At 35.3% G+C, this 23,184-nt stretch carries 23 protein-coding genes; 14 read left to right on the plus strand and 9 right to left on the minus strand.

All coding sequences use genetic code 11. The features are described 5' to 3' along the window. Nucleotides 1-263 precede the first annotated feature (263 nt). Nucleotides 264-1,514: an ABC transporter permease gene (locus tag BLT57_RS05365; RefSeq protein ID WP_091423313.1), complete on the plus strand. Its 1,251-nt coding sequence runs from the start codon at nt 264-266 to the stop codon at nt 1,512-1,514. A 9-nt stretch (nt 1,515-1,523) separates the two neighbouring features. On the opposite strand, the gene BLT57_RS05370 is transcribed toward BLT57_RS05365, so the two are convergent. Continuing rightward, nucleotides 1,524-1,982 carry a GAF domain-containing protein gene (locus BLT57_RS05370; protein ID WP_091423316.1) on the minus strand — a complete coding sequence of 153 codons (459 nt, stop codon included), beginning with the start codon at nt 1,980-1,982 and terminating at the stop codon, nt 1,524-1,526. A 75-nt stretch (nt 1,983-2,057) separates the two neighbouring features. Between BLT57_RS05370 and xrtF the strand changes: the two genes are divergently transcribed. The 6 genes from xrtF to BLT57_RS05400 all read left to right on the plus strand — a co-directional run bounded on the left by xrtF (nt 2,058) and on the right by BLT57_RS05400 (nt 6,909). Further along, nucleotides 2,058-2,609, plus strand: coding sequence for an exosortase family protein XrtF (gene xrtF, locus BLT57_RS05375; protein WP_091423319.1), 552 nt, complete (start codon nt 2,058-2,060; stop codon nt 2,607-2,609). Next, nucleotides 2,602-3,030, plus strand: coding sequence for an exosortase F system-associated protein (locus BLT57_RS05380; RefSeq protein WP_091423322.1), 429 nt, complete (start codon nt 2,602-2,604; stop codon nt 3,028-3,030). The genes xrtF and BLT57_RS05380 overlap by 8 nt, the downstream gene beginning before the upstream one ends. 58 nt (nt 3,031-3,088) lie before the next feature. Next, a complete protein-coding gene (locus BLT57_RS05385) occupies nt 3,089-3,490 on the plus strand; it encodes a hypothetical protein (protein WP_231928771.1) in 402 nt (133 codons plus the stop codon). A 72-nt stretch (nt 3,491-3,562) separates the two neighbouring features. After that, on the plus strand, nt 3,563-4,294 hold the full coding sequence (locus tag BLT57_RS05390) for a heavy-metal-associated domain-containing protein (RefSeq protein WP_091423324.1): 732 nt from the start codon (nt 3,563-3,565) through the stop codon (nt 4,292-4,294). A 1-nt stretch (nt 4,295) separates the two neighbouring features. Beyond that, nucleotides 4,296-6,542, plus strand: coding sequence for a TonB-dependent receptor (locus BLT57_RS05395; protein WP_091423327.1), 2,247 nt, complete (start codon nt 4,296-4,298; stop codon nt 6,540-6,542). Between the two features lie 7 nt (nt 6,543-6,549). After that, on the plus strand, nt 6,550-6,909 hold the full coding sequence (locus BLT57_RS05400; protein ID WP_091426680.1) for a heavy-metal-associated domain-containing protein: 360 nt from the start codon (nt 6,550-6,552) through the stop codon (nt 6,907-6,909). A 79-nt stretch (nt 6,910-6,988) separates the two neighbouring features. On the opposite strand, the gene groL is transcribed toward BLT57_RS05400, so the two are convergent. From groL to miaB, 8 genes are all read right to left on the minus strand, one after another. Beyond that, nucleotides 6,989-8,623 carry a chaperonin GroEL gene (gene groL / locus BLT57_RS05405; RefSeq protein ID WP_091423332.1) on the minus strand — a complete coding sequence of 545 codons (1,635 nt, stop codon included), beginning with the start codon at nt 8,621-8,623 and terminating at the stop codon, nt 6,989-6,991. A gap of 96 nt (nt 8,624-8,719) precedes the next feature. Further along, a complete protein-coding gene (gene groES / locus BLT57_RS05410; protein ID WP_091423334.1) occupies nt 8,720-8,995 on the minus strand; it encodes a co-chaperone GroES in 276 nt (91 codons plus the stop codon). Between the two features lie 174 nt (nt 8,996-9,169). Next, a complete protein-coding gene (gene secG, locus BLT57_RS05415) occupies nt 9,170-9,526 on the minus strand; it encodes a preprotein translocase subunit SecG (RefSeq protein ID WP_091423336.1) in 357 nt (118 codons plus the stop codon). Continuing rightward, nucleotides 9,526-10,482, minus strand: a complete 957-nt coding sequence (locus BLT57_RS05420) for a hypothetical protein (RefSeq protein ID WP_091423339.1) — start codon at nt 10,480-10,482, stop codon at nt 9,526-9,528. Before BLT57_RS05420 ends, secG begins: the two co-directional genes overlap by 1 nt. Then, nucleotides 10,483-10,989 carry an LptE family protein gene (locus tag BLT57_RS05425; RefSeq protein ID WP_091423341.1) on the minus strand — a complete coding sequence of 169 codons (507 nt, stop codon included), beginning with the start codon at nt 10,987-10,989 and terminating at the stop codon, nt 10,483-10,485. A 3-nt stretch (nt 10,990-10,992) separates the two neighbouring features. Next, entirely contained in the window at nt 10,993-11,184 is a 192-nt protein-coding gene (locus BLT57_RS05430; RefSeq protein ID WP_091423343.1) for a hypothetical protein, read from the minus strand. Between the two features lie 100 nt (nt 11,185-11,284). Beyond that, the gene (locus BLT57_RS05435; RefSeq protein ID WP_091423345.1) at nt 11,285-12,550 is read right to left on the minus strand and encodes a sigma-54-dependent Fis family transcriptional regulator; all 1,266 of its coding nucleotides are present in this window, start codon (nt 12,548-12,550) and stop codon (nt 11,285-11,287) included. 35 nt (nt 12,551-12,585) lie between these two features. Next, a complete protein-coding gene (gene miaB / locus BLT57_RS05440) occupies nt 12,586-14,031 on the minus strand; it encodes a tRNA (N6-isopentenyl adenosine(37)-C2)-methylthiotransferase MiaB (protein WP_091423347.1) in 1,446 nt (481 codons plus the stop codon). 143 nt (nt 14,032-14,174) lie between these two features. Here miaB and BLT57_RS05445 point away from each other — a divergent pair, with 143 nt between their 5' ends. The 7 genes from BLT57_RS05445 (at nt 14,175) to gldM (ending at nt 23,145) form a co-directional block, all read left to right on the plus strand. Then, nucleotides 14,175-14,939, plus strand: a complete 765-nt coding sequence (locus tag BLT57_RS05445) for a hypothetical protein (RefSeq protein WP_091423350.1) — start codon at nt 14,175-14,177, stop codon at nt 14,937-14,939. A gap of 42 nt (nt 14,940-14,981) precedes the next feature. Then, the gene (locus BLT57_RS05450; protein ID WP_157717124.1) at nt 14,982-15,419 is read left to right on the plus strand and encodes a hypothetical protein; all 438 of its coding nucleotides are present in this window, start codon (nt 14,982-14,984) and stop codon (nt 15,417-15,419) included. Nucleotides 15,420-15,579: 160 nt separating this feature from the next. After that, complete coding sequence (gene topA, locus BLT57_RS05455; protein WP_091423355.1) at nt 15,580-18,084, plus strand: type I DNA topoisomerase; 2,505 nt, start codon at nt 15,580-15,582, stop codon at nt 18,082-18,084. Between the two features lie 5 nt (nt 18,085-18,089). Further along, a complete protein-coding gene (locus BLT57_RS05460; RefSeq protein ID WP_091423356.1) occupies nt 18,090-19,256 on the plus strand; it encodes a formimidoylglutamase in 1,167 nt (388 codons plus the stop codon). 186 nt (nt 19,257-19,442) lie between these two features. Continuing rightward, nucleotides 19,443-20,813 (plus strand): gliding motility lipoprotein GldK, encoded by a 1,371-nt coding sequence (gene gldK / locus BLT57_RS05465; RefSeq protein WP_091423359.1) that lies wholly within the window; start codon nt 19,443-19,445, stop codon nt 20,811-20,813. Nucleotides 20,814-20,888: 75 nt separating this feature from the next. Further along, a complete protein-coding gene (gene gldL / locus BLT57_RS05470) occupies nt 20,889-21,521 on the plus strand; it encodes a gliding motility protein GldL (RefSeq protein WP_091423364.1) in 633 nt (210 codons plus the stop codon). Nucleotides 21,522-21,573: 52 nt separating this feature from the next. After that, nucleotides 21,574-23,145 (plus strand): gliding motility protein GldM, encoded by a 1,572-nt coding sequence (gldM, locus tag BLT57_RS05475; protein ID WP_091423367.1) that lies wholly within the window; start codon nt 21,574-21,576, stop codon nt 23,143-23,145. Nucleotides 23,146-23,184: the final 39 nt, after the last annotated feature.

Genomic DNA, 23,184 nt, shown 5'->3' on the forward strand with positions numbered 1-23,184 from the left:
CTCGTATCTTTCAAATTCAAATAACTAATCTTAGTTTATGCTTGTATATCTGAGGCTGTGTAAAGAAGTTTTTCATTCGCCATTGTCGGTAGAGTAAAAAAACCTTTGTGCCATTTTCATGATTATTGTATCAAGATTAGTAGCTGTTAGAAACCATTTGAATAGAAGTGTAAATGTATTAAGAGGATTTCACTTTCTAATATGTAACAATCTATTGGAGTTTACGTCTTATGTTTAATATCAAAAAAAAATCAATCTAGCTCATGCTCGTTTACCTGAGGTTATTTAAGGAGAGTTTTTCGTTTGCAATCAATGCACTCCGGAATAATAAACTCCGAACATTTTTATCACTGCTGGGAATTACCATTGGTATTTTTTCTATCATAGCTGTTTTAGCGGCCGTCGATTCTTTGGATAGGAGTATAAAAGATCAGTTAAGTGGTTTGGATAAAAACACCATGTATTTAACCAAGTATTCCTTTGGTCCATCGGAAGTGCCAAGATGGCAACGCGATAATTTTCCTCAAGTAGAATACAATGATTTTGAGTTTATAGAAAGAAATATCACAGATATTGATGCTATGGCGTATGTAATTTTTGGAGGTTCTGAAAATTTAAAATATGAAGGAACAACTGTTTCCGGTGTTACCGTAACGCCAGTGTCAAATGGAATCTACGATATAGAAAACTTCAAAGTTGAAAAAGGGCGTTTTTATACTGAAGCTGAATCTAATTCTGGTTCAAATGTGATTGTTTTAGGGAGCGCAACTGCGGTGAATTTATTTGATAACCTTAATCCTGTTGGAAAGACTATACGTGCCTATGGTAGAAAGCTTACAGTGATTGGCGTTTTGAAAAAAGTAGGTAGTGGTCTTGGAGATTCTCCCGATGAACGTGCGTATGTACCAGCAAATTTTGTAAGAAGATTTAAAAATGGAGGCGCAAATGGTTTGCCTGGAGCCGTTATAATTAAGCCTCAAAAAAACATTGATTTTGAAGCTTTTGAATCTGTGTTAAAACAAAAATATCGTGCTTATCGAGGGCTGAAAGCCGACGAGCCTGACAATTTTTTTGTAAATAAACTCTCTGGTTTAACCGATTTTGTTGATGGTATTATTGGGTTTATGAACGGAGCAGGGTGGGTTATTAGTACATTTTCGCTGCTCGTTGGAGGGTTTGGAATTGCCAATATTATGTTTGTGAGTGTGCGTGAACGCACCAATCTCATAGGTATTCAAAAATCCTTAGGTGCTAAAAATAAATTTATCTTATTCCAATTTTTATTTGAAGCTGTCATACTATCGGTTTTAGGTGGGCTCATTGGAATTGTTTTAGTCTGGTTTGTGTCTTTAGCGGCTACAGCTATGGTAGATGATTTTGAGTTTATACTTTCGTTCTATAATATTTTTATCGGATTCTCATTGTCAACCGTTATTGGGTTAATCTCTGGGGTTATTCCTGCGTTTTCGGCATCGCGTTTAGATCCTGTTGAAGCTATTAGAACCGGTATGTAATCTTAAGTATTAGTTTAATATTTCAGCCACTTTTTGGCATACAAATTCTAAAAAGCGCTCATCTTCTGGAGTAAACGGATTAGGTGTATTTGAGTCAATATCGATTTGACCAATATTTTCGTTATTCACAAATATTGGGATTACAATTTCCGCCTTTACGGTAATACTACATGCAATATAATTGTCTTGAGCGGATACATCTGGCACTACAAAATTTTCGTTAGAAACAGCTACTTGTCCGCAAATCCCTTTTCCAAATGGAATAATAATATGATCGGTTGGTTCACCAACATATGGGCCAAGTTTTAACTCGTTTTTGTCTCCATTTTTAAAATAAAATCCAACCCAATTGTAATAATCGATATGCTGTTCAAGTAATTTACAAATAGATAATAAGCGTTCATCTACGGTTGCTGTAGTTTGAGATATAATGGCTTCCACATCTTGTTTAAGGGCTTCGAATGTCATAGGTTTTAAATATTTTGGTAAAAGTATTTAAAAAGTGCCATTTCTAGATTCATTTTATATAATTTTAACTCATCAATGAAAGCACTTCTTATAAAATACAAGTCTGTTATAAAGTTCATCCTGACCTTTCTTTCGGTGTATTTTGCACTCACCTTGGCCTACAAGTATTATTTAGATTATTCAGAAGAATCTAAGTACTACCCAGACTATGTCACCAATTTAGTTGCGAAACAAAGCAAGTTGCTTTTAAACAGTTTAGATTATCGAGTTCAGGTTCTTCCGCATCCTGATGAACCATCTATGAAGCTAATTATCAATGAAAAATATGTAGCGAGAGTAGTAGAAGGTTGTAATTCTGTGAGTGTTATTATTTTGTTTGTCTCTTTTATAATTGCTTTTGCCGGGACCTTTAAATATACCTTTCTGTATGCGTTGGCAGGAAGCATATTAATTTATGCTATTAATCTTTTTCGAATAGCGGTATTGTCTATTGGATTGTATAATTATCCTTGGCGACGTGATATTCTTCATACGGTCATTTTTCCATTAATTATTTACGGTATGGTATTTCTATTGTGGATGTTTTGGGTAAATCGGTTTTCGAAACTAAAGAAGTATCATGCGTAATCCTATTATATATCTCGTCCTGTTGGTATTATTCGGATTTCTTGTTCTAATTCGGGTTTTTGAAAATGAATTGTTCTATGATCCTTATTTGTTGTTTTTTCAGAATGATTACTTGCATATGGATTTTCCACGTCGTGAAATTCTTAAATTGACACTCTATACGAGCTTACGTTACGTCTTAAATACCGTCATTTCATTAGGGATTATTTTCATCTTTTTTAGAGATAAATCCATTATAAAATTTTCTGTATTGGTTTATGTGGTGGCCTTTATTATTTTGTTAGGGTTCTTTCTATATTTCGTGATTCATCCAAGGCAAGAAGATTATTATTTATTCTTTAATTTCAGGAGATTTTTAATTCAACCTTTACTATTATTGTTGTTAGTGCCAGCCTTTTATTACTATAAACTAAGACAGTAATGTGTTAATCAAACGATAATATTTCTGTTGATTGATTCGTTTTTTATAACTTTGACACATGTTTAAACAAGTTTTACATAAATGCTCTTCAATGCTCATGGCAATATTAGTGTTGTTATCGACGGTGTCCTTTGCCGTGGAGAAGCACTATTGTGGTGATGTTTTAATTGATGTAGCGGTGTTTGGCGACGTAAAAAAATGCTCTTCTGAAGCTTTTGAAACGCCAATGAAAAAAGGGTGTTGCAAAGATAAAGTTGAAATTGTCAAAGGTCAAGATGATTTAAAGCAAAACACTTTTGATACGCTCGATACGAATGAGCAGCTTGTTTTAATCTCCTTTGTTTATTCCTATCAAAATCTGTTTGAGGTATTTCCAAAACTAATTATTCCTCATAAAGATTATTCGCCCCCTAACTTGTTTGCAGATATTCAAGTACGCAATCAAGTCTTCATAATTTGATATAATTAATCGCTTAAGATTAGAGCATGCCAACTTTGTTTGGGGTGAATTATTATATCAAAACAAAACATAATGACACATAAATATATAGTTGCAGGTATGACCTGCAGTGGCTGTAAGGCTTCGATTGAAAACCAGCTCAATGCGATGGACGATGTTATTGAGGCATCAGTTAATCTTGAGAAAAGCGAAGCGAGCATAACAACGTCAAAGCATATCTCAATTGAGAGGTTTCAACAGGCTTTACCGGAAAAATATACAATTACTGAACAAAAAGAGAAGACTGTTTTCACATCTTCCCCTTCAGATTTGAAAAAGGTTAGCAGTGATTTAAAACAGCTCTTTCCACTGTTTTTAATTTTTTTATTTATCACAGGAGCTTCTATTTTACTCAATTATAATCCTTCAAACTTTTCAGGATTTATGCTTGACTTTATGGGGTTATTTTACATTGTATTTAGCTTTTTTAAATTCTTAGATTTAAAAGGGTTCCCAAAAAGTTTTAGTATGTATGATCCATTGGCTAAAATAGTTCCTGCCTATGCTTGGATCTATCCGTTTATAGAATTGATTCTAGGGTTAATGTTCTTGATGCGCTATCAAATACCAATAGCCTTAATAGTGACACTTATTGTTTTAGGTATGACAACACTGGGTGTAGTCAAAGCACTTTTAGGGAAGCAAACAATACAATGTGCATGTCTGGGTACGGTTTTAAAACTACCGATGACAAAAGCAACCTTTATTGAAAATAGTATTATGATAATTATGGCAATTATTATGCTTGTAAAAACTAATAATTAAGATGAAACAGTATATTTATTTTATAGTGATAATAGTGTTGCCATTGCTTTCCTTTTCTCAAGGAAAAATTGAAGGAATTATTTTGGAAGCAAACGCAACAAATGAGACCATTCCATTAGCTGGAGCGAATGTATACTGGTTAAATACTTCGGTTGGAGCGGTAACCGATATTGATGGAAAATTTAATTTGACTTATCAATCAAGTTACACCAAGCTTGTGATTAGTTATGTTGGTTATAAAACCGATACTATTACCGTGACCTCACCGAAATATGTGAGACACTACCTTAGTCCAACAGGGGATTTAGATGAAATTACCCTAACGTCTCGAAAACAGGCAACCGCTAAGTCCTATTTAAAAGCTCAAAATATGATTACGGTAAGCAGTGATGAATTGCTCAAAGCAGCCTGCTGTAATTTGTCAGAAAGCTTTGAGACCAACCCGTCCATCGATGTTAATTTCTCTGATGCTGTCACAGGAACGCGACAAATTAAAATGTTAGGTCTGACGAGTCGATATATTCTCATTACCACCGAAAATATTCCATCAATTCGAGGGGCTTCTCAAGCTTACGGTTTAAGTTTTATTCCAGGAACATGGGTTCAAAGTATTCAAATAACGAAAGGTGCAGGAAGTGTTGTCAATGGTTTTGAGAGTATTGCAGGACAAATAAATGCAGAATTACAAAAACCGACAACAGATGACGCTTTGTTTGTCAATCTTTATGCTTCGGCAAACGGCAGACTTGAGCTGAATACCCATGTCAATACTAAAGTTAATGATAAGTGGAGTACTGGTTTATATGTTCATGGAAACATAAGAGATCAAAAATTTGATAAAAATGGGGATTCGTTTTTAGATGTGCCTCTTAAAAAACAAGTCAATGTCATGAACCGATGGCAATATACCAATCTAGAAAAAGGTTTGGTGAGTTTTATAAACGTACGCTATTTAAACGATCAAAACCAAGCAGGACAGATTGATTTCGATCCAGATACAGATAAATTAACGACCAATGCCTGGGGAAGTGAGATTGAAACGGAGCGTTTTGAGCTATCAACCAAATTTGGATATGTTAATCCCGAAATTCCATGGCAAAGTTTAGGGGTTCAATTTGCGTTTAGCTCTCATAATCAAAGCTCGTATTTTGGATTAAATCAATATGATATTAATCATAACAGTGTGTATTCTAATGTTATCTATAATACTATAATAAGTGATTCCAGGCATAAGATTAAAACTGGTTTAGGTTTTACGTATGATCATTATGATGAGATTGCACTTAATACAGATTTTGAACGCAGTGAGCGTTCTGCGGGTGCGTTTTTTGAGTATGCATATGATAATTTAGATAAATTAACGTTAACAGCAGGTCTGCGATTTGATACGCATAATTTGCTTGGTGAATTTATAACACCGCGACTTCATGTGCGTTATACACCTTGGGAGAAATCGGCTCTAAGAGGATCTATTGGCAGGGGAAAGCGAAGTGCTAATATTTTTGCAGAGAATCAAAGCATATTTGCGACATCTCGGGCGATTGGTATTTTGAATACCGACGGAAATATTTATGGTTTAGATCCTGAAATTGCATGGAATTATGGGGTTTCTTTCCTGCAAGGATTTAATCTTTTTGGAAGAAAAGCAGATATTACTTTAGATTTTTATAGAACAGATTTTGAAAACCAGGTGGTTGTCGATTGGGAGAATCCGCAACAAGTCAATTTCTATAATCTAGAAGGGCAAAGTTTTGCAAATAGTTTTCAAATGGAGTTCAATTATAATGTCTTTGAAAATTTCGACTTTAGAACCGCGTATAAGTATTATGACGTGCAAACGGATTACTTGTCAGGAAGACTAACGAAACCGCTAATTCCAAAGCATCGTTTCTTTGCTAATGCATCTTATGAAACGGAACTTTCCGAATCGAAAACCTCGCAGTGGAAATTTGATTTAACCTATAATTGGTTGAGTGAGCAGCGGTTTGCGTCAACAACATCTAACCCAATAGAATTTAGATTAGGAGAAGAATCTCCAACAGTAGGAACGTTAAATGCTCAGGTTACTAAAGTTTTTTCTCCTAAATTTGAAGTATATTTAGGTGGTGAAAATATCACAAATGTTAGGCAAAGCGATCCTATTTTAGGCGCGAATGATCCATTTGGTTCAAATTTTGATACAACATTTGTGTATGGCCCAATTTTTGGAAGTATGTATTACGCAGGATTGCGATTTAAAATTAAATAAAAGTAAAATGAAAAAATTAATAACTGTATTCGTCGTTTTGGTCACAACAATAACCTTTGCACAAAACAAAAATGCCAAGATGTCTATGGAAGTAGATGGTGTGTGTATGATGTGTAAAGAACGCATTGAAAAGGCTGCCATTAGAACCAAAGGCGTAAAATCAGCTATATGGAATGTTGAAACCCATGAACTCAAACTGATTTTTGATGAGCGCAAGACTAATTTAAAAACAATCAGTAAAAATATTGTAGCAGTAGGTCATGATACGAAAGAATTAAAAGCTACAGATGAAGCGTATAACTCGGTCCATCCTTGTTGTAAATATCGAGATGAGGACGTTAAAAAAGACCATGAAGATGGTAATTAAAAAATAAAAAAGCCTGAAGGTTAATTCAGGCTTTTTTTATATGCTCTTGTCAAAGTTTTTTGTTTTAAAGGTTATGCCATTACATCATACCTGGCATGCCGCCACCCATTGGAGGCATTCCGCCAGCTGGTGCGTCTTCTTTAATATCTACTAATGCGCATTCTGTCGTTAAGATCATTCCCGCAACTGATGCCGCATTTTCTAAAGCGATACGCGTTACTTTCTTAGGATCTATAATTCCAGCCTTAAGCATGTCTACATAAGTTTCAGATTTAGCATCAAACCCGAAGTCTTTTTTACCTTCAAGAACTTTATTGATAACTACAGATCCTTCACCGCCAGCATTTTCAACAATAGTTCTTAAAGGCGCTTCAATAGCTCTTGCTACGATTTGAATTCCAGTGGTTTCATCTAAATTATCAGTAGTGATTTTTTCAAGTACAGATATTGCTCTTACTAAAGCAACTCCTCCACCTGCAACAATACCTTCTTCAACAGCTGCTCTTGTTGCGTGTAAGGCATCATCAACACGATCTTTTTTCTCTTTCATTTCAACTTCAGAAGCAGCTCCAACATATAATACAGCAACACCACCAGCAAGTTTTGCTAAGCGCTCTTGAAGTTTTTCTTTATCGTAATCGCTTGTTGTTGTATCAATTTGAGCTTTGATTTGATTAACTCTTGCTTTGATATCACTCGATTTTCCTGCACCATTTACAATAGTTGTGTTGTCTTTGTCGATCATTATAGATTCGGCAGTTCCTAGCATAGATAAGTCTGCATTTTCAAGAGAGAACCCCCGTTCTTCAGAAATTACAGTTCCACCAGTTAGGATAGCGATATCCTCTAACATTGCTTTTCTTCTGTCACCAAATCCTGGAGCTTTTACAGCGGCTATTTTTAATCCACCACGTAATTTGTTAACTACTAAAGTTGCTAAGGCTTGACCTTCGACATCTTCAGCTACAATTACTAAAGGTCTTCCAGATTGTGCCACTGGCTCTAATATTGGAAGGATCTCTTGTAAGTTAGAAATCTTTTTATCAAATAATAAGATATATGGGTTTTCTAAATCGGCGATCATTTTATCAGAATCGGTAACGAAGTAAGGTGACAAATAACCTCTGTCAAACTGCATACCTTCAACCACATCAACGTATGTCTCCATTCCTTTTGCTTCTTCAACAGTAATGACACCTTCTTTTCCTACTTTATCAAAAGCTTTGGCAATTAACTCACCAATAGTATCATCATTATTTGCTGAAATTGCAGCAACCTGCTTAATCATTTCTGACGAGCTCCCAACTTTTTTTGACTGCTTTTCAAGGTTCTCAGTAATAGCTTTAACAGCTTTGTCAATACCACGTTTTAAATCCATTGGGTTTGCACCAGCAGCAACGTTTTTTAAGCCTTCTTTTACGATGGCTTGCGCTAAAACTGTAGCAGTAGTTGTTCCATCACCAGCTAAGTCGTTAGTTTTTGAAGCCACTTCTTTTACCATTTGAGCACCCATATTTTCAAGAGGGTCATTTAGTTCAATTTCTTTTGCAACAGTAACACCATCTTTGGTAACTTGTGGTGCTCCAAAACTTCTGCTAATAATTACGTTACGCCCTTTAGGTCCTAAAGTTACTTTTACTGCATTTGCCAATGCATCTACACCACGCTTTAATCCGTCACGTGCTTCAATATCAAATTTTATATCTTTTGCCATTTTATTAATTTTTTGTCAATCCTGTCAAAGCAGGAATCTATTTGTTTTAACTGATTTTATTTGGATTCCACATCAAGAGTGGAATGACAAGTTCGTTTATACAATTGCTAATATGTCACTTTCACGCATGATGAGGTAATCTTTACCTTCCAACTTTAACTCTGTTCCTGCATACTTACCGTAAAGCACAGTGTCACCAGATTTAACGGTCATAGGCTCATCTTTTGTGCCTTTACCAACAGCGACAACCTTTCCTTTTTGTGGTTTTTCTTTGGCGTTGTCTGGAATAATAATTCCTGACGCAGTTTTAGTTTCAGCTTCTACAGGTTCTATGAGAACTCTGTCTGCTAATGGTTTAATGTTTAAGCTCATTGTTATGTGTATTTTTTATTTATAAGTTATGTTAACGCTATAGCGTTATGCTAAAAATGTGCCAATAGAAAATAACTGACAAAAAGTCAAGCTCTATTTAGTATTGAAACACGCAGTAACAAAAAATGCCAGCTAATGAGCTGGCATTCTGTAAAGAAATATGGTCTTCGTTTACTAATTCAAAGAATCGGCTGGCGTTGCGATATCATCAGCTGATGTATCGGTTGAAGGTACTGCGGGTGTCGTTGTCGACGTGGCATCACCATCAATTACTTTAGATTCTACTGCACCACCTGCTCCAGGGATTGCGAAATTAGAAGCCAATATTAATGCTAACAATAAAGTTGCTAAAGCCCAAGTACTCTTGTCTAAAAAGTCGGTCGTCTTTTTAACACCACCTAATTGTTGAGTGCCTCCACCACCAAACGAGGATGACAATCCACCGCCTTTTGGGTTTTGAACCATAACAACTACTACTAGTAAAAATGATACTAGTACGATTAAGATTAAAAATATAGTAAACGTATTCATTAGTTCTGTGTATTATTTTCTTGTAATTCTTTTACTGCTTTAATTTGGTCTGCAAAGAAACCACTTTTTTCTGGATATTTCAAACTTAATATTTTATAAGATTGAATTGCCTTTTCGTAGTTGTGTTGTTCGAGATAAATCCGAGCTAAAGTCTCAGTCATAAGACCATCATGGCTCACTTTGTTTGCAGTTTCGATATTGATCTTTGGTGTATCTTTTGAAGGAATAATTTTAGGGTTCGTCTCTAAGAATTTATCAATAAGTTTAAATTTTTCACTTACAGAAGCTAATTTAGATTCTGCCGGGAGTTCCTGCGGTTCTTCAGAAATGGTCTGTTGTTCATTTCTATCTATTGGCTTAAAACTGGTGATTTTTAGCCATTCTGCAAAAGAATGAGTTTCTTCTTTATCGAAATCTAAAGGTTTGCCAATTTGAAGTTTTTCCTCAGGGGTTTCCTCGATATGTTTGGCGTCAATATCTAAAATGACTTGTTCTGGTGTCTGATCAGGAAGTGATAAAAAATTTGCGACCTCTACTGATTTTACTTTTTGTTCAAATAGATTTGGATCTAAAACGCCTTCGGTATTTTTAATGTGTTCTTTTAAAGCATCGTCTATGGTCACACTTTTATTCACCGAAATATCATCAGCCTCATTTACTGTGAGATCTTTTAAATGCTCTGAATTTTGCTTAATAACTTCAGAAATCTCATTCTGATTAAAGGCTTCCGAAGTGATATAATCAAATAGGATACTGCGATCGGTCGTATAAGCTGCAGTGGTTTTTAATTCTTGATTGTACTTAAAACTGCCTTTATTCTTTAATCCTTTAAGATATAAGGCTCGTGCAGATTGAAAGTAAGGATAATGGATGGTTAGATCTTGCAACGCATTAGTTTGCTCATCTGTAATGTGCTGGGGGTTCTGAAGTATATATGTAAAATCCTTAGTATTCATTTACCATTTAGCTAATGTGGCATTAAAAATATCCTGTGTTAAACGTTCAAATATTTCGGCATGAGCAGTTTCTTTTTGGGCGCCTTGCAATAATTCTCCTCCCGGATAATCATAAAAAAACGAGAAACGTTGCTCGAATTCTTCATCGGGTTTGTCATTGTCATAAAATCTTACATTCACGCTTACGGTTAATCTGTTTTGCGCTGCTCTATTATTGGCTTGAGCCGTCATTGGAGAAATGCGATATTCTGTAATTTCTCCTTCATAAACCAAATCGCCATTTGTATTTGTTAAGTTTAAATTGGTCTGGTTGACAATTAAATCTTGAAGGGCTAAAGTAAAGTCTCTATCAAAACCAGGTTCAATTAATTTAGCTGTATTTTGAAAGTAATTCACTTGAAACGTTTCAGCTTTTAGATCTCCAACCCCAGTAAAAGAGTAAGTTACACCGCAATTAAGTGTTATTAATGAGATGAAAAATATGATGACGTATTTAATAGTTTTCATTCTTTAATAAGTATTAGGGCGTTTCATAGTAATAAAAGCATAGATATAGGTGCCTTCTATCGTAAAAGACGTTGTGATTAATCGATAACCTTTGTAATGTTTATCGTTGATTAAATCTTCGGCTTCTTTTCTAATAGCCTCTGAGCTATTGGGAGAAAACGATAGTCGCAATCTGAATATTTCTACAGCTTTCATTTGTAGTTTTTTATTTTATGTATTGTCAAAAGTAATCAACCACAGTTAAAATAGAACAAGAAAGATAATTCTTTAGTATGGTTGGTTTCATAAACTTTTCTTAAAGATCGTATTGCTTAATTTTACGGTACAAGGTGCGTTCACTAATTCCTAGTTCTGCAGCTGCTAATTTACGTTTTCCTTGGTGGCGTTCAAGCGATTTTTTTATCAATTCTAACTCCTTGTCATGTAAAGATAAGGTTTCTTCCTCTTCGATTTCCTCTGCAAAATGATATTTATCTTGATTTTTATCATCAACATCAAAGTTATCTTCGGTTTGTTCAGGAATAGCTAGTATCTCTAGATCTTCATAGGTTTCTTGGCTAGATTTCTTTTGTTCTTCACCGTATATTTTTTGAATTAAGCCTTCATTGTCCTTTTCTACTTCGGAAATGTTGCCGCTTTTCATCAATTCCATTGTAAGTTTCTTGAGGTCATTTAAATCCCCTTTCATGTCAAACAACACCTTGTATAAAATCTCACGTTCATTACTGAAATCGCTTTCCGATTTGGAGGTGTTGACTACCGCTGGAAGATTAGAATTTCCGCTAGGCAAATAACTTTGTAATACTGAAGCACTAATCGTGCGGTTTTGCTCTAATACCGAAATTTGTTCAGCCACATTGCGCAACTGGCGGATATTACCATTCCATCTATGTTTTTGTAAATGCGGAATAGCATCATCAGTTAGTTTGATGGTTGGCATTTTATATTTCAATGCAAAGTCACTAGCAAATTTTCGGAATAACAAATGAATATCTTCTCTGCGTTCGCGGAGTGGAGGAAGGTGAATATCTATAGTACTCAAACGATAGTACAAATCTTCACGAAATTTTTCCTTTTTAATAGCTTCAAACATGTCGACGTTAGTCGCTGCTACAATTCTTACATTAGTTTTTTGAACCTTACTAGAACCCACTTTGATGAATTCACCATTCTCGAGTACACGAAGCAGTCTTACTTGGGTGGTCAATGGAAGTTCGCCAACTTCATCTAAAAATATAGTGCCTCCATCGGCTACTTCAAAATACCCATTACGTGTTTGAGAAGCCCCTGTAAAAGCGCCTTTTTCGTGACCAAACAACTCACTGTCAATAGTGCCTTCTGGAATCGCGCCACAGTTTACTGCAATGTATTTCCCATGTTTGCGATGTGATAACTGATGAATGATCTTTGGAATACTTTCTTTACCAACACCACTTTCTCCTGTAACTAATACTGAAATATCTGTAGGAGCAACCTGTATCGCTTTTTCAATAGCGCGATTGAGTTTTGGGTCGTTGCCTATGATTCCGAAACGTTGTTTTATGGCTTGTATTGATTCCATATCTAAGGACCTAATTGAATAGGAATTTTTTAATTTTAATTATTCTTTGAATACCCAATGGCCTTACCAATTAAGGTAGCACTGGTACAATTTATTACGTTTACATACACGAGATCACCAATCTTAAAATGTTCCTTAGGAAATACCGCAACCGTATTTTGTGAGGTGCGTCCAGACCATTCTTGGTTAGATTTTTTTGATTCGCGTTCAATTAAAACCTCTACCGTTGTATTGAGGTATTCTTTGGTTCTAATTTCACTGTGTTCACGCTGTCGTTGAACAATTTCAGCCAATCGCCGTTTTTTTACTGGTTCGGGAACATCATCTTCCATTTTTCGCTCTGCCATAGTGCCTGGCCGTTCTGAATACGTAAACATGTAACCAAAGTGATATTTTACATAATCCATTAAACTTAAGGTGTCTTCATGGTCTTGTTCTGTTTCTGTTGGGAAACCTGAAATAAGATCCTGACTGATAGAGCATTCTGGAAGTATGCGTCTTATATGATCAATAAGTTTAAAATATTCTTCACGCGTATGTAGGCGATTCATTTCTTTGAGTATGCGGTTGCTGCCGCTTTGAACTGGTAAATGAATATGCTTACATATATTATCGTACGTCGCCATCATCTCAATGACATCAAGCGTTAAATCTTGCGGGTTTGAGGTTGAAAAACGAATGCGCATTTTTGGTTGTGCTTTGGCACATAATGCAAGCAACTGGGCAAAATTTACAGCGGTTACTTTTTGCATATCACTGGCTTTTACAAAGTCTTTTTTAAGTCCGCCTCCATACCATAAATAACTGTCTACATTTTGACCTAACAGTGTAATTTCCTTATAGCCTTTACTCCAAAGATCATTGATTTCTTTAATAATACTTTGCGGATCACGGCTGCGTTCGCGACCTCTAGTAAAAGGTACTACGCAAAAGGTGCACATGTTGTCACAACCTCTTGTGATGGATACAAATGCCGTCACACCATTTGTGTTTAATCTGACAGGTGCAATATCTCCATAGGTTTCTTCTTTAGACAGAATTACATTAATGGCATCACGACCGTCATCGACTTCCGCAAGGAGATTAGGTAAATCTTTATAAGCATCTGGACCTACAACTAAATCTACAATTTTCTCTTCTTCTAAAAATTTGGTTTTCAAACGTTCAGCCATACAGCCTAACACGCCAACTTTCATTTTAGGATTAATACGTTTTACAGCGTTATATTTTTCTAAACGCTTTCTTACCGTTTGTTCGGCTTTGTCGCGTATGGAGCAGGTGTTGACCAAAACTAAATCAGCTTCTTCAAGATGTTGTGTGGTATTGAACCCTTGCTTAGATAAAATTGAGGCTACAATTTCACTGTCACTAAAATTCATAGCGCAGCCGTAACTTTCTATAAAAAGTTTTCGAGTATTTCCCTCTTTATGATCTAAAATTAGATTTTGACCTTGCTTCTTTTCGTCTATTGTTTTCTCCATGTATTTTACAAAGTAATCTGTATTCAATAAGCATGCAAAGATAGTATAATTTTAAGTATTATGACAAAGTGTCATAATGGATGTTGATTTGGATATGCTTAAATTTTAATGTATTTTAAAAATTAATTTAAACTTTCCTAGCAATGACTTTTACCGATATTCAACAAAAAATATTACATGCTCCAATGCTTGATTTTGGGCAGATTTTTAACAACAGCATAGAGCTTTTTAAGAAAGTTTGGCTTCAAGGCCTCATCATGTTGTTGCTTACTATTGCTTTTGCCATACCATTTGTTTTTATCGTTTATATGCCGTTAATCCTAATAGGAATAGCTGATACAGTGACCAATGGTAATTTTGAAACTCTAGCTCCTATTGCTATGCTATTTCTTATTGTAGCCTATCTCTTATTTATTTTTGCAAGTATGGTAGTGACCTTTGGATTGAAAGCAGCACTATATCGCATTATGCGTAAAAAAGATAGTAATGATGAAGGGCCTGATGATTACTTTTATTTTCTTCGGAAGCCTTATCTTGGAAAGACTATTAATTTATCACTAGCGTATTTTGGAATAAGTTTGATTGCAGCGCTTTTGTGTTTTTTTCCACTCATCTATGTGATTGTTCCACTAAACTTATTGATTGTTATCTATGCCTTTAATCCCGATATATCAACTTCTGATTTGATTAAAGCGAGTTTCGAATTAGGCAATAAAAAATGGCTTATTACTTTTGGTTTAGTTATCGTTGCGGCCATCCTTGCACAATTAGTTGGTATGTTGATGTGTGGTATAGGAATATTTTTTACCGCGTGCTTTGCATATATACCGCAGTACTTTATTTATAAGGAAGTTATTGGTTTTGATGATAATGAAATGAGATTTTTAGGAGAAGAGCAAGACGTATAACGCAACCTTTTGGAGTTTTATGCATCTTATAAAAAATGCTTTATGAAAATCCCTAAAATTTTGACACTATGTCTTTGCTTCGTCTTGTTGTTTACAAATACGCAATGTGATGAAGACGATGAAGTGTCATCCCCTTGCAATCAAATAGTCGTGATTGATAATAACTTATATGACACGGCCGAATCTGATGACTTCTCCCTAGTAAGTGCCGAAGTTAATGATAATTGTTTATTCATTAATGTTTCGGCAAGTGGTTGTGATGGAAATACATGGAGTATGGTTTTGGTTGATTCAGGAAGTATAGCAGAGTCTTCGCCTGAACAACGTTTTTTAAAGTTTATATTTTCTAATGATGAATCTTGTCTAGCAGTATTTAGCCAAGAGCGCTCATTTGATCTAACACAATTACAAATCAATGACAGTAATGAAATAGTATTAAACATAGACGGTTTTCCAGAACCACTTTTATATGTTTACTAAGTACACTTAAAATTTTTATCACCTGAATCTTATTCAGGTTTTTTTATGGTTATTTGTCAGATAAAGGACCTTGTTTTTAAGACTAAATACAATCGAAATTGACTTAAATTAGGAAGATAACTTTTTTTTCAACTACATTTGTAGCCTTAAAAAATCATATATGCCGAAGAATTTAGTCATTGTAGAGTCGCCTGCAAAAGCCAAAACCATTGAGAAATTTCTTGGGAAAGATTTCAAAGTAGAATCGAGTTTTGGTCATATTGCAGACTTACCATCGAAGGAATTAGGAGTAGATGTTGATGGAGATTTTAAACCCAAATATCAAGTTTCAAAAGATAAAAAAGACGTTGTAAAGAAACTTAAAGCACTCGCCAAAAAAGCTGAAATGGTTTGGTTAGCAAGTGATGAGGATCGAGAAGGAGAAGCCATTGCTTGGCATTTAGCCGAAACTTTAGAATTAGATAAGGCAAAAACCAAACGAATCGTTTTTCATGAGATTACAAAATCAGCAATCAAAAAAGCAATTGAAAACCCTCGAGGAATCGATTATGATCTCGTTGATGCTCAGCAGGCAAGACGCGTTCTAGATCGTATAGTAGGTTATGAGTTGTCTCCTGTATTATGGAGAAAAGTTAAAGGCGGATTGTCGGCAGGGCGTGTGCAATCGGTTTCTGTGAGACTTATTGTGGAAAGAGAAAGAGAAATTACTAATTTTTCTCCGGTAGCATCATATAGAATAGATGCTGAATTTTCTAATGAGGACGGACAAACATTTAAGGCAAAACTTCCGAAGAATTTTTCGACGAAAGCACAAGCTTTAAAGTTTTTAGAGCTTAATGCTTCTGCAACTTTTAAAGTTGCAGATTTAGAGAAAAAACCAGCTAAGAAATCACCAGCAGCACCATTTACTACCTCTACATTACAGCAAGAAGCATCTAGGAAATTGGGCTTCTCAGTGAGCAGAACCATGAGCAATGCACAACGTTTGTATGAAGCGGGTTTAATTACGTATATGAGAACCGATAGTGTCAATCTTTCCGATGAAGCTAGAAAAGGTGCTCAGGCAGAAATTGAAGATGCTTATGGCTCGAAGTTCAGTAAACCAAGAACCTATAAAGGAAAATCTAAAGGGGCTCAAGAGGCTCACGAGGCCATTAGACCGACAGATTTTAAAAGGCACTCAGTCGATATTGAAAGAGATCAAGCACGATTGTATGATTTAATTTGGAAACGTGCTATAGCCTCCCAAATGAGTGATGCCGAATTAGAACGAACCAATGTTAAAATACAAGCATCGACACATAAAGAGACATTTACGGCAAATGGAGAGGTGATTACATTTGAAGGATTTTTAAAAGTTTACCTTGAAGGAACAGATGATGAAGATATAGAGCAAGAAGGTATGTTGCCCGCAATGCGAATTAATGAAACCCTATTAAATAGCTATATTTCCGCAACCGAACGTTTTTCACGTGCACCATATCGGTACACAGAAGCTTCATTGGTAAAGCAATTGGAAGAGCTTGGTATTGGTCGACCATCTACTTATGCGCCAACTATTTCTACAATTCAAAATAGAAATTATGTAGCAAAAGGTAGTAATGAAGGTGTTGAACGTAACTATTCTCAGTTGCGCCTACAAAATGGACAGATAAGTGATAATCAATTAACTGAAAAAGTCAATAGTGATAAAGGGAAGTTGGTACCAACAGATATTGGAATGATCGTTACCGATTTCTTAGTAACACATTTCGGTAGTATTTTAGATTATAACTTTACCGCGAAAGTAGAGGCAGATTTTGATCAAATTGCAGAAGGTAAAGAGGATTGGACGAAAATGATGAGAGATTTCTACAAGAGTTTTCATCCTACAGTAGAAGATGTTGCTGAAAATGCTGATCGCGAATCTGGTGAGCGTATATTAGGTAAAGATCCGAAAACTGGAAAGCAGGTGAGTGTGCGTCTGGGTAAATTTGGACCGATGGTGCAAATTGGAACTGTTGATGATGAAGAAAAACCGCAGTTTGCAAGTTTGTCTCCAGATCAGCAATTGACCACAATTACTTACGAAGAGGCCATGGAGCTCTTTAAATTACCAAAACAACTAGGGACATACGAAGGAGAAACTCTAGAAGTCAATAATGGTCGTTTTGGGCCTTATGTGAAATTTGGAAAGAAATTTGTGTCGCTTCCAGCTGGAACAAATCCAATGGATGTTGAAATGGAATTAGCTATAGAGCTGATTAAAGAAAAGCAAAAAGCTGACGCTCCTATATACACGTATCAAGATTTACCTGTTCAGAAGGGTAAAGGACGTTTTGGACCATTTATTAAATGGAATAATATGTTTATCAATGTTAACAAAAAATACGATTGGGATAATTTATCGGATAGTGATATTGTTACATTGATTGAAGAAAAGATACAGAAAGAAATAGATAAAGTCATTCACAATTGGGAAGACGAAGGGATACGTGTCGAGAAAGCAAGATGGGGACGACATAATATACTAAAGGGTAAGGTGAAAGTTGAACTACCTAAAACTGTTGATGTTTCTAAAATGACCCTTGAAGAGGCGCAAGCATATATAGAAAAGAAAGCACCAAAGAAAAAGGTTGCTACTAAAAAGAAAACTACCAAAAAGAAAACCACTACTAAAAAGTAAAAGCAATGAATTTTAATTTTTTGTCTCCTGTTTCAGATGCAGTCTTAGCTCATAACGAACTATTATCGCAGCAAGCACTGGGCAAAAAAATAAAAATTCACTCCGAACAACAAGGAATTCCAGATCTGGAAGATGTTCAGCTTGTTATTATAGGTGTAAAGGAGAATCGGAATGATGTCAATTATATGGGAGAGGTATTAAACTTCGATATCATTAGGACATCTCTTTATTCATTATTCCCAGGTAACTGGTATATGAATATAGCCGATTTAGGTGATATTCCTGAAGGCTCATCAATAGAAGACACCTATTATGCCTTGCGCACTATTATATCTATTCTCTTAGAAAAAAAAATCATACCTATTATTATTGGAGGAAGTCAAGATCTGACCTATGCTAATTATCGTGCATATGATACCATGGCACCTATGGTTAATATTGTGAACGTTGATAGTAATTTTGATTTAGGGGATGCATCGGTTGAGATGAAGAATAATAGTTTCCTTGGAAAAATCATATTAGACAAGCCATACAATCTTTTTAATTATTCGGCCATAGGGTATCAAACTTATTTTAATTCTCAAGAAGAAATTGATTTGATGGAGAAACTCTATTTTGAGGCCTATCGATTAGGAGAGGTGACGCATAATATCAATTTGGTTGAACCAGTGATGCGGGATGCTCATATAGTAACTATGGATTTAAAATCTGTTAGAGCGGCAGAAGTAGGTGCTAAGCAAAAATACTCTCCAAACGGATTTAATGGAAAAGAGATATGTGCTATTTCAAGATATGCAGGTATCAGTAATAAGGTATCGTCATTTGGTATTTATGAATATAAAATGACCAAAGAATTGGATGCAACGCCTATGCTAATAGCTCAAATAATATGGTACTTTATTGAAGGTGTCAATTGTAGAGTTAATGATGATGATTTTAGCAATGAATCTAACCATCAAAAGTACAATGTATTAATAGAAGACGATGAACTTATCTTCTATAAAAGTGTGAAATCGGGACGATGGTGGATAGAAATTCCTTTTTTGCCAAATGTTAATAATAAATTAAAAAAGCATACGTTATTACCATGCACGCTTGAAGATTATCAGGAGGCAAGCCATGGTAAAATACCTGAAAGATGGTATAAAGCCTATAAAAAGAACGGGTTTTAGTGTGTTTTGTGAGTGTTTTTTAACAGTTTTTTAATCGATGAAATGTTAACTTTTTGGGATTAAGTGTAAAAAAGATTGAAAAAAAGTTGGTTTTTACAAAATATATAAATATGTTTACTGCCTTGAAAAAATTAAGATAACAATTAAGACATAATTACAACTAAAATAATTTAACCTCGAGTTTCTATGAATATTAAGAAGTTTATTTTGTTAACGGCCGTTTTAGCTCTTATGGTCAGTTGTAACTCTGGGGACAGAGGACAACTTGTAGGAGTTAAAGGAAAGAAATGGCATCCCGAAAAGCCCTACGGTATGACACTTGTTCCTGGTGGAGCATTCATTATGGGTAAATCGGATGACGATTTAGCTGGAGTGCAAGACGCTCCAACTAGAACCGTAACTGTAAGAGCATTTTACATGGACGAAACTGAAATCACCAATAGTGAGTATCGTCAATTTGTAGAATGGGTAAGAGATTCTACGCTTAGAATGCAACTAGCAATTCTAGCTGATGACATTGGTGAAACTCCAGGTAATGGAGGTATTGGTGAATTTGCCTTTAGTGATGCTGATCCAGCTAACATGTCAGTGTATGAAAAGTATATGTACGATAATTATAGCGGTCTCGGACCTACAGGTTATGAAGGACGAAAATTAAACAAAGATGTTGATTTAATTTTTGACACAGCAGATTACCCAGATGAATACTATGCAGAGGTCATGGATACCATGTATTTACCAATTGAGGAATCTTATAATGGACAACGTACATGGGATGTAAAGAAATTTAAATTCCAATATACATACATGGACATTCAAAAAGCGGCTAAAAACAGAAACTTAAGCCGTAAAGATGTCATAATTACGGAAGAAGTAGAAATCTATCCAGACACAACGGCTTGGATTAGAGATTTCTCTTACTCTTATAATGAACCAATGCACAATGATTATTTCTGGCATGATGCTTATGGCGATTATCCAGTTGTTGGAGTGTCTTGGAAACAAGCAAAAGCTTTTTGTCAATGGAGAACTCTGTATCATAATTCATACAGGAAATCTAAAGGAAATCACTATGTGAACTCTTACAGATTACCATCTGAGGCAGAATGGGAATATGCGGCAAGAGGAGGTCTTCAAGGAGCAACCTTCCCTTGGGGTGGGCCATATGCGAAAAATGATAGAGGTTGCTTTATGGCAAACTTTAAACCATTGCGTGGAGATTATGCAGCCGATCAGGCATTATATACAGTTGAAGCTGATGCTTACGAGCCAAATGATTTTAACTTATACAATATGGCCGGTAATGTTTCAGAATGGGTACAAGGATCTTACGATGCTGGTTCCTATGAATACATGGCGTCGTTTAATCCTAGTGTGAATAACCCCGAAAACACCCGTAAAGTAGTTCGAGGTGGCTCTTGGAAAGATGTTGCTTACTTCTTACAAGTGAGTTCTAGAGATTATGAATATGCAGATTCTGCTAGAAGTTATATCGGTTTTAGAACTGTACAAGATTATATGGGTACAGAGGTCACTAAAAACGCAGCTACTAACTAAACTAAATAATTAACTCAACGAAATAAATATTAATCTACTTAAGTACAAATCCACTTAAAACTAAAAAACAAAATTATGGCACAGAACGGAAACATCACAATCACAAATATGGTCTACGGACTAGGAGCAGCAATCGTAATTGTTGGAGCTTTATTTAAAATTCAGCACTGGCCTTATGGGTCATTAATCCTAACTATCGGTATGATTGTAGAGGCCTTAGTATTTACATATTCAGCATTTGAAAGACAGCAGTCAGACTTAGACTGGTCGTTAGTATATCCAGAATTATCGGGTGGAATGGGATCTAAAAAAGCAAAAAAAGAAGAACCTAAAGATGCCGAAGGATTATTGTCTAAAAAATTAGATAATTTATTAAAAGAAGCTAAAATTGATGGTGAATTAATGGCAAGCCTTGGAATGGGTATCAAAAACTTTGAAGATGCTGCTAAAGGAATTAGCCCAACTGTTGATGGTATGAATGCTCAAAAGAAATATAGCGAAGAAATGTCTTTAGCTGCTGCTCAAATGGAATCATTGAACAGTCTTTATAAAGTGCAAATGGAAAGCGCTAACCGCCAAGCGGCAATTAATGAAGAAGCAGTTGAAAATGCAACTAAATTAAAAGAACAAATGCAATCCTTAGCATCTAACTTATCATCATTAAATGGTGTATATGGAGGAATGTTATCTGCAATGAATAAAAACTAATTAGTTTTTTGAACTATAATTAATATTAATTAACTACTAAAAACTAATTAACATGGCAGGAGGAAAATTGTCTGCAAGGCAGAAAATGATTAACTTAATGTACTTAGTCTTCATCGCAATGATGGCTATGAACATGTCGAAAGAAGTATTATCTGCTTTCGGTTTAATGGAAGCTAAGTTCTCAGACGCGAACGTGGTAACCACTGATATGAATGAAAAGTTACTAGCTAACTTAGAAACAAAGGCAGAAGAAAAGCCAGCGGAATTCGCAACGGCTGCTAATAAAGCCAAACAAATAAGTGCTGCTTCTGATGAATTTTATAAGTATATAGAAACTTTAAAGGTTGATCTTCTTAAAAAAGGAGATTACAAAATAGATCCAAAGACTGGAAAATTACCATTTGAAGCTATGGACAAGACTGATATTTTAGATGAGTCATGGTTTACAGGTGATAAATTGACCAAAAAAGGACAGGAAGTTATGGCTAAGATTACTAGCTATAAATCTAAAGTAAAAGGAATTATTGGTGATGATGTCAAGTATTTCAAAGCCATTGAAAACTTTGAAAAAAGATTCAATACAAATCAGGTGAAAAATAAAGATGGAAAGCCTATTGATTGGTTGGATTATCATTTTAAAGGTTTCCCTGCAATTGCTTCATTTACAAAGCTAACTGCAATGCAAAATGATGTAAAAGTGACAGAAGCTAATATGTTCAATGTGTTCTTAGGAAATACATTAGATGAAGCAGTGTCTCTTAAAAACTACACAGCTATTGTAATAGCGGATAAATCAGCCTTTTTTGCCGGCGAGAAATTTCAAGGTAAAGTAGTGTTAGGTAAATACGCCAATGTAACCCCAACAGGTTTAAGTGTTGGAGGATCTGCGATAGATTTAGAAAATGCTATTGATTCGACCGGAGCTGCACGTTTAGATTTTAACGTTGGTAGCGTTGGAGAGCATGCAATTGATGGTAGTTTTACGTTCTTAGAAGATGGTAAGCCATTAGAAATCCCAATTAAAGGAAACTATGTGGTAGTGCCACGTCCAAACTCTGCTACAATTTCTGCAGATAAGATGAATGTAGTCTATCGTGGTGTTGATAACCCAATGACTATATCTTTTGCTGGTGTTCCAGATAATAAGGTTGCAGCTAATGCAGCAGGTTTAAAACCAGTTTCTGGAATGGGCAAATATGTAATGAAGCCTACTTCAGGTAGAGAAGTAACAATTAATGTTACTGCTACATTAGATGACGGTTCAAAAGTAAGTGATAAAGCGGTATTTAGAATTAAAGATATTCCAAAACCAGCTGGACGAATGGCTGGACAAATTGGAACCGGAAAATTACCTAGACAAAATGTTGAGATAGGTCGTGTTGAAGCGGTTTTAGAAGATTTTGATTTTGATTTGCCTCTAACCGTAACTGGTTTTAAGATCAAAGTCGAAGGAAAACCATCGGTAACATGCGCTGGAAATAAATTGAGTGCTGCAGCTAAATCTGCATTGAGAAGTGCAAAGCGAGGATCGCAAGTACAGATTTTTGATATTAAGTCTAAAACAACTACTCAAGGCCCAGTGATTAAGCCAGCGTCAGCATTGATTTTAGAGTTAAAAGATTAATCACATTGTTGATGTGTAACCCAAATTAAAAATAAAAAA

This window comes from Formosa sp. Hel1_31_208, assembly GCF_900104785.1.
In the GTDB taxonomy this organism is placed as follows: Bacteria; Bacteroidota; Bacteroidia; order Flavobacteriales; family Flavobacteriaceae; genus Psychroserpens.